The following is a 12,021-nucleotide window of genomic DNA, read 5'->3' on the forward strand; positions in this document are numbered from 1 at the left end:
ATAACGCATAGCCGCTTGAACCTAGCGAAAAAATATAGGTCATAACCTACCGATTTGCAAAGAAATTGCAAGTAATAAATTGATAAATGAGAGCTTTAGTGTGATTTTAAGTCGATATTTAACCAAAGAGATATTTAAGAGCCAAATTGCGATACTTTTCATATTGTTATTGATCTTCTTTTGCCAACAACTCGTTCGAGTATTGAGTTCAGCTGTCAGTGGAAAAGTTCCGGCTGATTTAGTGGTTAATCTATTGGGATTAGGCATGCCGAGCATGGCACAACTTATGTTGCCATTATCGCTTTTTATTGCATTATTGCTTACTTTAGGGCGTTTTTATGCTGAAAGTGAAATTACGGTAATGCGAGCTTGTGGTATTGGGCAAGGTTTATTAGCAAAAGTCGCATTATTTCTTTCCATTTTTACGACTGCATTAGCGGTATATAACGTTTTTTGGCTAACGCCATGGGCAATTAATAAACAGAGTGAATTATTAGCTGAGGCGAAGGCTAACCCTCGATTTAGCGCATTGTCAGCAGGTCAATTTATGACAGCGGGCGGCTATGTGTTGTTTATTGATAACATAAATTATGACCAGAATAAGTTAAATGACATTTACGTTTTCCAACCGGATCAGCAAAAGAAAAATCGTCCCTCTGTCATTGTCGCCGATAGTGGCGAATTGAAAGGTTTACCTAATGGTGATCAGATTCTTACGTTAGAAAATAGTACAAGATATGAAGGTACTGCAAAAGTTGCAGATTTTCGTATTTCGCATTTTGAAAACTATACAGCATATTTGGGACACCAAGACGTAGATTCTGATGAAAAACTTGTTCAGCGAGCAGATTGGGCAAAATTAGTTGCAGATAAATCTCCAGAGGCGCGAGCTGAATTGCAATGGCGTTTTGCCTTGATTTTTGCAACGCCAATTATGGCATTACTTGCCGTACCAATGAGTAGTGTAAATCCAAGACAAGGGCGCTTTGCAAAATTATTACCGGCGTTGTTGCTTTATTTAATTTATTTCTTACTACAAAGTACTCTTAAATCATCAGGAGCATCCGGCAAACTTGATCCGACAATTCTTATGCCGGTTGTTTCGGTGGCTTTCTTAATTTTAGGCATTGTTATGAATTCGTGGGATAGCAAATGGATGTCGAAGTTACGTTATCGTTTTAATTTTAAAAAGGCGGTGGCATAAATGAGATTTTTCGGTATGAATGTTCTTGAAAGATACATCGGCAAAACGATTTTATCTGCGATTTTCTTAACGCTCTTTTTATTGGTTGGGCTAGGTGCAATTATAAAATTCGTTGAAGAATTTAAAGCCGTTGGGAAGGGTAGCTATGATGCATTATTAGCCGCATACTATACCTTTTTAACAATCCCTCGTGATGTTGAAACGTTTTTCCCAATAGCAGCACTACTTGGTTCATTGCTAGGTTTAGGTAATCTTGCCAGTCGTAGTGAATTGGTGGTTATGCAGGCATCCGGTTTTTCTCGCTTCCGAATTGGACTTGCAGTGATGAAAACGGCTGTACCCCTGATCTTGTTTACGATGATCATTGGTGAATGGGGGGTGCCACAAACGGAACAATACGCTCGCGATATGCGTTCGGTTGCACAAAGTGGCGGTTCAATGCTTTCTACAAGCGGTGGTTTTTGGGCAAGAGATGGCGAAAATTTTGTCTATATTCGCCGCATTGGTAGTGAAACACAGCTCAATAATCTTTCTATTTACCATTTTGATAAAAAAGAATTAAAGTCAATTACTCAAGCCGCGGAGGCGAAATATACAAATGATAGTTGGATTTTAAAAAAGGTTGAAAAATCAACCATTGAAGGGAATTCCATTAAACAGTCCAAAGAAAAAGATCAACCTTGGCAAACTAGTATCACGCCAAGTAAGCTAGGTATTGTCTCCTTAAAACCAGAATCGCTGTCGATTACGGGATTGGCAGATTACGTTGGCTTTTTAAAAGAAACAGGGCAAGATCCAAAACGTTTTGAAATTACTTTCTGGCGAAAAGTTTATCAGCCAATTTCTATGGCGGTTATGATGTTATTGGCAATTTCCTTTATTTTTGGACCGCTTCGTAGCAGTACGATGGGGGCAAAAATTGTTATTGGGATTGTTGCTGGGTTTATGTTCTATGTTGCAAATATAGTGTTTGGTAATATGAGCTTGATCGCCACCTGGTTACCGGTTTCTATCGGGGCATTAATACCAAGTTTGATTTGTTTGAGTATTGTTTGGTGGTTACTCACCAAAAAACGAGATTAAACTATGAAAAGAGCCTTTCAAAAGATTGCGATTGTGGGGAAACCACGACACGATATTGCATTAGAAACGCATTTGGCGGTCTATAATTGGTTGAAAGATCGCCATTATGATGTCTTGGTAGAGCATAAAATTGCAGAGCAATTGCAGATCCCACAAGGTAAAACATTAGCGGAAATCGGTATGTTTGCGGATTTAGTTATTGTGATTGGGGGCGATGGTAATATGCTTGGAATGGCTCGCCAACTTGCTAAATATCAAGTACCGCTTATTGGCATAAATCGTGGTAATTTGGGTTTTTTAACCGATATTGCTCCGCAAACTGCTTTTGAACAATTATATAATTGTTTGGAGAAAGGTGAATATATCATTGAAGAACGCTTTTTATTGGAAGCGCATATTGAACGTAATGGGAAAACAATTTTATCGAACAATGCCTTGAATGAAGTGGTTATTCACCCAAGTCAAATCGCCCGTATTATTGAGTTTGAGGTTTATATTGATGGTAAATTTGCTTTTTCTCAACGTTCTGATGGATTGATTATTGCCACCCCAACGGGTTCAACCGCTTATTCGCTTTCAGCTGGCGGACCGATTTTAACACCGAATATGAATGCGATTGCATTAGTTCCTATGCATCCTCATACACTTTCTTCCCGTCCTTTAGTAGTTGATGGCGATAGCCATATTTCACTACGTTTTGCTCAATATAATCAAACAAATTTAGAAGTGAGCTGTGATGGGCAATTTGATTTGCATTTTACCCCTGAAGATCGTGTGATTGTACGCAAAAGTCCGGATAAACTTCGTTTATTGCATCTCAAAGATTATAACTATTTTACCGTGCTTGGTTCTAAATTAGGGTGGTCGAGTAAACTCTTCTAATTTTTCGGCTATCTTTGTATTAAATAAATTCATTTTAATATGAGAATTTAGCAAGATAAATTCTTTAAAAAAAGCTACCTTCTAACATTAAAAATGTGTAAAATGCACCGTATCATACAAGCGCAAACGTTTGCGCTTGTTGTTTCTTTATTTTAATTAACTTAAGAGGAACCTTGAATGTTTACAGCAAATATGAACATCAAAGATTACGATCCGATTTTATGGAAAGCAATCCAAGACGAAAATACACGTCAAGAAGAACACATTGAATTAATTGCTTCAGAAAACTACGCAAGCCCACGAGTGATGGAAGCGCAAGGTTCTCAATTCACAAACAAATACGCAGAAGGCTACCCGGGTAAACGCTACTATGGTGGTTGTGAGTATGCTGATATCGTTGAACAATTAGCCATTGATCGTGCCAAAGAACTTTTTGGCGCTGATTATGCTAACGTTCAACCACATTCAGGTTCACAGGCTAATGCTGCCGTTTATGGTGCATTAATCAATGCCGGCGATACGATTTTAGGTATGGATTTAGCTCACGGTGGTCACTTAACTCACGGTGCTAAAGTCAGTTTCTCAGGTAAAATTTATAATTCTGTACTTTATGGTATTACCGCTGATGGTTTAATTGATTACGAAGATGTCCGTCAAAAAGCATTAGAGTGCAAACCAAAAATGATTGTGGCTGGTTTCTCCGCATATTCACAAGTAGTTGATTGGGCAAAAATGCGTGAAATTGCTGATGAAGTTGGTGCTTATTTATTTGTTGATATGGCTCACGTTGCTGGTTTAGTGGCTGCAGGTATCTATCCAAACCCATTACCATACGCACACGTAGTGACAACAACAACACATAAGACATTGGGCGGTCCTCGTGGTGGTTTAATTTTATCTTCTTGCAAAGATGAAGAAATCTATAAGAAATTACAATCATCGGTATTCCCTGCAAATCAAGGTGGTCCATTAGTTCATATTATTGCTGCGAAAGCGGTGTGTTTTAAAGAAGCATTAGAGCCAGAATACAAAGTTTACCAACAAAATGTATTGAAAAATGCCAAAGCGATGGTAGAAGTGTTCAAAAAACGTGGTTACGATGTGGTTTCTAATGGTACGGAAAACCATTTATTCTTAGTAAGCTTCATTAAACAAGGTTTAACAGGTAAAGCAGCGGATGCGGCATTAGGTCGCGCAAACATTACTGTGAATAAAAACTCTGTACCAAACGATCCTCAAAAACCATTTGTTACTTCAGGTATTCGTGTCGGTACACCAGCGGTAACACGCCGTGGTTTTACTGAAGCAGATGTTACTGAATTAGCCGGCTGGATGTGTGATGTACTTGATGCTATCGGCTCAGAAAATGAAGAGAAAGTAATTGCTGATACAAAAGAAAAAGTACTCGCAATTTGTAAACGTTTACCGGTTTATGCGAAATAAATGCAATAGAAAAATAGTGTAATAGATTAAGGGCTGAATCCTGTAAGGAACAGCCCTTTTTTGTTATAGATTCAGGATTGCTTATATCTCAATAACCTTTGACTATTTAACACCACCGTAATTGACGAAAGTGTCATCGCAATCGCTGCAATCATTGGATTTAACAGAGTACCTGTAAACGGATAAAGCGCGCCGGCTGCAATCGGGATTGCGATTACATTGTACATAAATGCACCAAGCAAACTTTGCTTCATATTTGCCAAAACACGTTTAGAGAATGGCAGTATTTTAGCTAAAGGAGCTAGTCCCTGTTGCATAAGTGATAAATCAGCGGTTTCGATCGCAATTTCAGAACCATTTTGCATAACCACCCCCACATTTGCTTGCGCAAGTGCCGGTGCATCATTGATACCATCGCCTACCATTGCAACTTTTTTTCCTTCAGCTTGGAGCGATTGAATTTTCTCCGCTTTTTGCTCTGGCAAAACGTCTGCAATCACGCCATCTAAGCCTAATTGTTGGGCAAAATATTCTGCAGTAGATTTGCGATCACCGGTAAGCATCCAGCATTGATAGCCATTGGCTTGGAATTGTTGGATCATTGATTTGCTTTCTTCTCGTAGTTGATCTGAAATCGCAAAATAACCGGCAGCTTGTTCATTGATACTGATGTAAACAATCGTGCTGTGTTCTTCAAGAGAAACATCAAATTGAGAGGCGGCATTTTCCATAAATTTAAGATTACCGATTTTGACTTTATGATCATCAAAATATCCGCTAATGCCTAGTCCTTTTACAATTTGAACCTGTTCAATATCAAGATCTGCCGCCTGTTCAGCGTAATTAACAATCGCTTTGGCTATCGGGTGGGACGCGTGTTTTTCTAAACTTTTGGCTAGAGAAAGCACAACGTCTTCTTGAACATTTCCAACGGTTTGCATTTGTGTGACTTGCATTTTTCCTGTGGTGAGCGTGCCGGTTTTATCAAAAACAAGGGTATCAATCTCACTACTTGCTTGTAGTGCTTCGATATTTCGAACAAGCACACCAAATTCAGCTGAGCGAGCCACACCGGCAATGGTAGAAAGTGGAATGGCCAAGCCGAGTGCGCAGGGGCAAGCAATGATAAGCACTGTTGTAAAAATCGCAAGTGCGAAGGCAAAATCTTGTCCTAATGCTAACCAAATTAGGCTACTGAGTAGCGCAATACTGACCACAACAGGTACAAAAATACTAGCGATTTTATCGACAAACTGAGCCAACGGTGGTTTACTACTTTGAGCATGGCGAACAGCGTTAATTACTCGAGCTAATGCAGTTTGAGAACCAACTTGTTCGGCAATGTAAATTCCCGCCCCATCTTGAATGAGCGTGCCGGCTCTAACTTTATCGCCCACTTTTTTCTCAATTGGTAAGGCTTCACCTGTGAGCATTGATTCATCAACCCAAAGATTACCACTTTCCAACACGCCATCAACGGCAAGGCGATCCCCTGCTAATGCTTGAAGGCGCATTTGAGGTTTTATGCCTTTTACCGGAATGGTTTTGGCAACATTTTCTTCAAAAATGACCGCTTGTTTTGGGGCTAAGTCGAGTAATTTTTCTAAAGCGAGAGAAGAGCGTTGTTTGGCTTTTAGTTCTAGATATTTACCTAAATTGATAAAGCCAATGATCATCACACTTGCTTCAAAATAGACGTGCGCAGAAGGTTGAGGGAAAACTAGCAAACCGAAAGAGTAAAGCCACGCCACACCTGTGCTTAGAGCAACTAAGGTATCCATATTTGCCGAACGATTTTTAAGGCTTGTCCAAGCGCCTTTAAAAAAATCTCTACCGCTAAAAAACATAATCGCTATGCTTAAAAAAGCAATGATAAACCACCAAAAATGATTATCGGCATTGATGTTCATGCCAATCAGCATACCTATCGCCATAATGGAAAAACCGCCCACTAATGCAAAAATAAATTGCTGTTTTTTATGGGAAAGCGTTGCTTGTGTTTGAACTTGTTGTTTAATTCGGCGTTCTTCTTCGCTCTCAAGTAATTCTGCAGAAAATCCGATTTTTTCGACCGCTTGTAACATATTTTGAGGCAATGCATTCCCCTCAACAAAAGCGGTTTGATCCGCAAGATTAACGGAAGCAAAACTGACACCTTCGATTTTCAGCAACGCTTTTTCTACTCGGCGAACACAAGCCGCACAATGCATACCGCCAATCAAAAGTTGGGTTTCAGAATGAGACATATTTTCTCCACAGTGTGAGTTTATGGTAGTAAGTCCCCCTATACGAGCAGTATAGGGTTACTTAATCTGAGCCGCTCTGCGGCTCTTCCTTCAGCCCCAGCGGGGCTGGGCTTAATGAACCTAGCACGGCTCGTGCTAGGTTATCTCTCAAATTTAAACACTTGCCTCAAACCCAATATCTTCAACCACGTCAATTAAGGTTTGTGCTGAAACATTACCTTCAATAATTGCTTGTTGTGGTTCTAACGTTACGTTTACTTTTTCCACTCCTTCAATGGCGGATAATGCTTTTTCTACGCTTTTAACACAATTACTGCAATGTAAACCGTCTAATTTTAATATTACTGTCATCGTAAGCTCCTTATAATAAAAAATGACAAACTGATATTTGTTATGTATGCTAAACCTTAACTCTAGGTTAAGGTCAAGTAAAAAAATGAATATTAGTCAAGCGGCAAAACAAACGGGGCTTTCTGCTAAGCAAATTCGAGATTATGAAAAAGCTGGTTTATTGCCTGAAGCGCACCGTTCTGAGGCAGGGTATCGCATTTATTCGGAGAGAGATTTAGCACAGTTGCGCTTTATCTATAACGCTCGTAAAGTTGGGTTTTCTTTGGCGCAAATTACGCTCTTATTAGCTTTAAATGATAACCCGAGCCGAACCAGTCGAGAAGTAAAGAAACTCACAGAACAGCATATCGTGGAGTTGGAGCAAAAAATTCAAGATTTGCAGAATATGCTTTCTTTGCTAAAAAGTTGGAGTAAAAGTTGTTGTGGCAATGATAGTCCGGATTGCTCTATTTTAAAGGGATTGACGAAATAAGCATATCTTCACTTGATTTTACATAACTTGACCGCAATATTTTGGCTATTATTGTGAATTTCACGTATAATTACCGGCAAATTTTTCTTAATCATTGATAATGAACTTATTTAGGCACTTTCATCGTAAACCATTTTTATCGCAATTTTTCCTCGGAATGCTTGCGATTTTTGCGTTACCTGAAATTCAGGCACAAACGGTGGAATGTGAACCAACCGTTATCAATCAATCACTTGCGGCTTATTCTGTTAAAGAAAGTGAGCAAGAACAGCATATCTTTTTCCTTTCCGAACTTAAGCAAGATATTCATGTATTACCACAACAAGCGGTTGTTTTTACGGAATTTTTTGCAAAATCTTATTATTTTGATGGCAATCCTAATCAACCTATTCGTGCCGGTCCGATATTTTCTTAATTCATAATATGGGATTATCCCAAAAGAGTAGGGCATTAGAATGTTCTACCCACAACAAAATAATTTATTAAGATTTATAAAGGATACTCAATGATTTCAAAAATTTTAACGGCCATTTTCGGTTCAAGTAATGATCGCACATTAAAACGTTTAAGAAAAACAGTTAATAAAATCAATAAATTAGAACCAGAATTTGAAAAATTAGCAGATGCAGAATTACAAGCAAAAACAGCTGAATTTAAACAGCGTTTAGCAAATGGCGAAACGCTTGCAGCTATGTTACCGGAAGCATTTGCAACGGTTCGTGAAGCAAGTAAGCGTGTTATGGGCATGCGCCATTTTGATGTGCAGTTAATTGGCGGTATGGTTCTAACAGAGCGTAACATTGCAGAAATGCGTACAGGGGAAGGTAAAACTTTAACTGCAACGCTACCTTGCTATTTAAATGCTTTAACAGGTAAAGGTGTTCACGTTGTTACGGTAAATGATTACCTTGCTCGCCGTGATGCTGAAACTAATCGCCCTCTCTTTGAATTTTTAGGTTTAACGGTTGGTGTAAACGTGCCAGGTATGGCGCCTGAAGAGAAACGTGCTGCATACCGTGCGGATATTACTTACTCAACAAACAGCGAATTAGGCTTCGATTATTTACGTGATAACCTTGCGCATGATAAAAATGATCGTTTCCAACGCGAGTTACATTATGCCTTAGTGGATGAAGTGGACTCTATCTTAATTGATGAAGCCCGTACACCGCTGATCATTTCAGGTCCTTCAGAAGATGCGACACAAATTTATCAAGCGATTGATCAGGTTATTCCACATTTAGTTTTCCAAGAAAAAGAAGACCGTGATGAATATACCGGCGAAGGTGACTACACCCTTGATCTTAAAAATAAGCAAGCGCATTTAACCGAACGTGGTATGGTTAAGGTTGAAAAAATCTTAACTCAAATGGGCTTAATGCAAGAAGGGGAAAGTTTATATCAACCTGCTCGTATTTCATTATTACACCACACTTACGCAGCACTTCGTGCTCATAAATTATTTGAGAAAAATGTTGATTACATTATTCAAAATGGCGAAGTGGTGATTATTGATGAACATACCGGTCGTACTATGGCGGGGCGCCGTTGGTCTGATGGTTTACATCAAGCTATTGAAGCAAAAGAAGGGGTAAACATTCAAGGCGAAAACCAAACAGTCGCTTCAATCACTTACCAAAACTATTTCCGTCTTTATGAAAAATTAGCTGGTATGACGGGAACGGCGGATACGGAAGCCTTTGAATTCCAACAAATTTATGGTTTAAATACAGTGGTTATTCCAACGAATAAACCCGTGTTACGTAAAGACCATACCGATTTAATGTTTAAGAGCGAACCGGAAAAATTTGCCGCTATCATTAAAGATATTCGTGAATGTATCGAACGTAATCAGCCGGTACTCGTAGGTACGGCATCGGTAGAAAAATCAGAATTACTTTCTGAAGCATTAACCAAAGCCGGTATTGCTCATAACGTATTAAATGCAAAATTCCACGCACAAGAAGCAGAAATTGTTGCTGATGCAGGCTTACCAGGAGCGGTAACTATCGCTACAAATATGGCTGGTCGTGGTACGGATATTGTCTTAGGCGGTAACTGGAAAGCGGAAATTGCGAAGCTTGAGAACCCGACTGAAGAACAAATTGAAGCGATTAAAGCAGCTTGGAAAGAGCGTTATGATATCGTAATGGCTGCCGGTGGTTTACATATTATCGGTACAGAGCGTCACGAATCTCGCCGTATTGACAACCAGTTACGTGGTCGTTCAGGGCGTCAAGGCGACCCGGGTTCATCACGTTTCTACCTCTCGCTTGATGATGCGTTAATGCGTATTTACCTCAACGAAGGTAAACTCAATATGATGCGTAAAGCCTTTACAGAAGAAGGCGAAGCGATGGAGTCAAAATTATTAACGAAAGTGATTGCATCTGCGCAAGCTAAAGTGGAAGCGCACAACTTTGATGGTCGTAAACATCTTCTTCAATACGATGATGTGGCTAATGAACAGCGTAAAGTTATTTACGAACAACGCAACTACTTGCTTGAAACAGATGATGTTTCATCTATGATCAACACAATCCGTGATGATGTATTCAATAGTGTGATTGACCAATATATTCCACCGCAATCTATTGAAGAAATGTGGGATATCGAAGGTTTAGAACAACGCTTAGAACGCCAATTTGGTATGAAATTACCGGTTAAACATTGGTTAGAAGAAGAAAATGATCTTCACGAAGAAACATTACGTGAACGTATTATTAATCTTGCGAAAGAAGAATATCAAGCGAAAGAAGCGATTGTTGGTGCAGAAGTAATGCGAAACTTTGAAAAAGGTATCGTATTACAAACCCTCGATGAGCTTTGGAAAGAACATCTTTCAGCGATGGATTACTTACGTAAAGGGATTCATTTACGCAGTTATGGTCAAAAAGATCCGAAAAATGAATACAAGAAAGAATCTTTCGCGATGTTCACTGAAATGTTGGATCACTTAAAAATGAACGTAATTAGTGTATTAAGCCGTATCCAAATACGTAAACAGGAAGAAGTGGAAGAAGCACAACGCCAACAAGCAGAAGCTGCACAGGTAGAGGCTTCTCACTACGCAACTTCTAATGAAGAAGAGCAGTTAGAAAACTTAACAGAAGAACAATTGGCAAATTTAAACATCGGTCGTAACGATCCTTGCCCTTGTGGTTCTGGTAAGAAATATAAGCACTGCCACGGTAGTAAAGCGAAATATGCTTAGAGCATAGTCTAACAAGCGGTTCGATTTGCCTTATTTTTTGCAATCGAACCGTAATTTTATTCACAGAGTATAAAGGAATAATTATGAATAAACCCATTGTTCAAGTTGCAGCAGGGATTGTTCGCAATGAATTTGGGCAAATTTATCTCACTCAACGCCTTGAAGGGCAAGATTTTGCTCAAGCATTGGAATTCCCTGGTGGTAAGGTCGATCCAGGTGAAACACCAGAAGAAGCGGTAGCAAGAGAATTAGAAGAAGAAATTGGTATTCAAGTATTAAGCGCCTTCCCTTATGAGCATTTTAGTTTTGAATATCCGACAAAAGTGATCGAATTTTTCTTTTATCTAGTTGAAGAATGGATTGGGGAACCTTTTGGACGAGAAGGGCAAGATGGTTTTTGGATTGCACAAGCAGAATTAGATGAAGGACAGTTTCCACCAGCAAATGAGCGTCTTATCGGTAAACTAAAAGCTGAAATAATAAATGAAGAATAATGGAATCAAGGCTAGTTTTCAGAAAGCTATCATCGTACTTATAAAATTCTAAGATAGCAGTTTCAAAATACTGTAAAAAAAATCATGATTACCTCTTGACACTGGTTGTTTAATCAGTAAAATTATTACTGTATAAAACGCCAGATTTAAGATAGAGGTATAACATGGCAAGTCTTAAAGTTATCAAAAAAGCATCGTCTTATCAGCCAATTCCTTTATATCGAGATATAAATCCCGATCATGGACGATCCATTAAATTAGATTTAAACTCACTTTGCATTAAACGTCCTAGGGATACATTTTTTCTTTTAGTAAAAAATCCTAATTTAATTGCTTGGGGAATTGAGTTTGATGATCTTGTGATTGTTGAAAAAGCGCAGCAATACTATAAAAATGATTTGCTTGTGCTTGAAAAAGGCGGTGATTATAAATTCTATCAATTTTTTAATGAAGTTGATGGTGAAATCATACTCTTTTCATTAGATATTCATGAAAAAAATTTACGTCTAAAAGATTTGGATGAGGTCAATGTAGCCGGTGTTATTACCAATGTTGTACATCAAATGAGACAACGTTTTTCTCATTCTCAAGAAAGAAGATATGTAGCTTAATTTATAAGATAAAAAGGTTTA

Annotated in this window: 11 protein-coding genes; 9 read left to right on the plus strand and 2 right to left on the minus strand. The window is 38.7% G+C overall.

Going from position 1 to position 12,021, the window contains the following annotated elements; all coding sequences use genetic code 11:
* The first annotated feature begins 100 nt into the window (after positions 1 to 100).
* The 4 genes from lptF (at position 101) to glyA (ending at position 4,612) form a co-directional block, all read left to right on the plus strand.
* On the plus strand, positions 101 to 1,204 hold the full coding sequence (gene lptF, locus AM305_RS03100) for an LPS export ABC transporter permease LptF (protein ID WP_035293805.1): 1,104 nt from the start codon (positions 101 to 103) through the stop codon (positions 1,202 to 1,204).
* Complete coding sequence (lptG, locus tag AM305_RS03105; RefSeq protein ID WP_005823089.1) at positions 1,205 to 2,287, plus strand: LPS export ABC transporter permease LptG; 1,083 nt, start codon at positions 1,205 to 1,207, stop codon at positions 2,285 to 2,287. It begins immediately after the preceding gene.
* A gap of 3 nt (positions 2,288 to 2,290) precedes the next feature.
* Entirely contained in the window at positions 2,291 to 3,169 is an 879-nt protein-coding gene (locus tag AM305_RS03110) for an NAD(+) kinase (RefSeq protein WP_005823090.1), read from the plus strand.
* 177 nt (positions 3,170 to 3,346) lie between these two features.
* Positions 3,347 to 4,612 carry a serine hydroxymethyltransferase gene (gene glyA, locus AM305_RS03115; RefSeq protein WP_005823091.1) on the plus strand — a complete coding sequence of 422 codons (1,266 nt, stop codon included), beginning with the start codon at positions 3,347 to 3,349 and terminating at the stop codon, positions 4,610 to 4,612.
* A gap of 71 nt (positions 4,613 to 4,683) precedes the next feature.
* Here the strand turns inward: glyA and AM305_RS03120 are convergent, their stop codons facing one another.
* Both AM305_RS03120 and AM305_RS03125 read right to left on the minus strand, forming a co-directional pair.
* The gene (locus AM305_RS03120; RefSeq protein WP_005823093.1) at positions 4,684 to 6,858 is read right to left on the minus strand and encodes a heavy metal translocating P-type ATPase; all 2,175 of its coding nucleotides are present in this window, start codon (positions 6,856 to 6,858) and stop codon (positions 4,684 to 4,686) included.
* Positions 6,859 to 7,011: 153 nt separating this feature from the next.
* Entirely contained in the window at positions 7,012 to 7,209 is a 198-nt protein-coding gene (locus tag AM305_RS03125; RefSeq protein WP_005823095.1) for a heavy-metal-associated domain-containing protein, read from the minus strand.
* 85 nt (positions 7,210 to 7,294) lie between these two features.
* Here AM305_RS03125 and cueR point away from each other — a divergent pair, with 85 nt between their 5' ends.
* The 5 genes from cueR (at position 7,295) to AM305_RS03150 (ending at position 12,000) form a co-directional block, all read left to right on the plus strand.
* A complete protein-coding gene (cueR, locus tag AM305_RS03130; protein WP_005823097.1) occupies positions 7,295 to 7,681 on the plus strand; it encodes a Cu(I)-responsive transcriptional regulator in 387 nt (128 codons plus the stop codon).
* Positions 7,682 to 7,781: 100 nt separating this feature from the next.
* Positions 7,782 to 8,096, plus strand: coding sequence for a secA translation cis-regulator SecM (secM, locus tag AM305_RS03135; protein WP_005823099.1), 315 nt, complete (start codon positions 7,782 to 7,784; stop codon positions 8,094 to 8,096).
* Between the two features lie 90 nt (positions 8,097 to 8,186).
* Positions 8,187 to 10,895, plus strand: a complete 2,709-nt coding sequence (secA, locus tag AM305_RS03140) for a preprotein translocase subunit SecA (protein ID WP_005823100.1) — start codon at positions 8,187 to 8,189, stop codon at positions 10,893 to 10,895.
* An 83-nt stretch (positions 10,896 to 10,978) separates the two neighbouring features.
* Complete coding sequence (gene mutT, locus AM305_RS03145) at positions 10,979 to 11,389, plus strand: 8-oxo-dGTP diphosphatase MutT (RefSeq protein ID WP_005823101.1); 411 nt, start codon at positions 10,979 to 10,981, stop codon at positions 11,387 to 11,389.
* 164 nt (positions 11,390 to 11,553) lie between these two features.
* Entirely contained in the window at positions 11,554 to 12,000 is a 447-nt protein-coding gene (locus AM305_RS03150; RefSeq protein ID WP_005823103.1) for a LexA family protein, read from the plus strand.
* Positions 12,001 to 12,021: the final 21 nt, after the last annotated feature.

The sequence above is a fragment of the Actinobacillus minor NM305 genome (genome assembly GCF_000175195.1).
Classification (GTDB): Bacteria; Pseudomonadota; Gammaproteobacteria; order Enterobacterales; family Pasteurellaceae; genus Haemophilus_A; species Haemophilus_A minor.

Excerpts from the sequence above, each read along its gene's own strand:
- AM305_RS03110 (WP_005823090.1), top strand. The coding sequence starts at position 2,291 with ATGAAAAGAGCCTTTCAAAAGATTGCGATTGTGGGGAAACCACGACAC.
- mutT (WP_005823101.1), top strand. The coding sequence starts at position 10,979 with ATGAATAAACCCATTGTTCAAGTTGCAGCAGGGATTGTTCGCAATGAA.
- cueR (WP_005823097.1), top strand. The coding sequence starts at position 7,295 with ATGAATATTAGTCAAGCGGCAAAACAAACGGGGCTTTCTGCTAAGCAA.
- lptG (WP_005823089.1), top strand. The coding sequence starts at position 1,205 with ATGAGATTTTTCGGTATGAATGTTCTTGAAAGATACATCGGCAAAACG.
- secA (WP_005823100.1), top strand. The coding sequence starts at position 8,187 with ATGATTTCAAAAATTTTAACGGCCATTTTCGGTTCAAGTAATGATCGC.
- glyA (WP_005823091.1), top strand. The coding sequence starts at position 3,347 with ATGTTTACAGCAAATATGAACATCAAAGATTACGATCCGATTTTATGG.
- AM305_RS03120 (WP_005823093.1), bottom strand. The coding sequence starts at position 6,858 with ATGTCTCATTCTGAAACCCAACTTTTGATTGGCGGTATGCATTGTGCG.
- secM (WP_005823099.1), top strand. The coding sequence starts at position 7,782 with ATGAACTTATTTAGGCACTTTCATCGTAAACCATTTTTATCGCAATTT.
- AM305_RS03125 (WP_005823095.1), bottom strand. The coding sequence starts at position 7,209 with ATGACAGTAATATTAAAATTAGACGGTTTACATTGCAGTAATTGTGTT.
- AM305_RS03150 (WP_005823103.1), top strand. The coding sequence starts at position 11,554 with ATGGCAAGTCTTAAAGTTATCAAAAAAGCATCGTCTTATCAGCCAATT.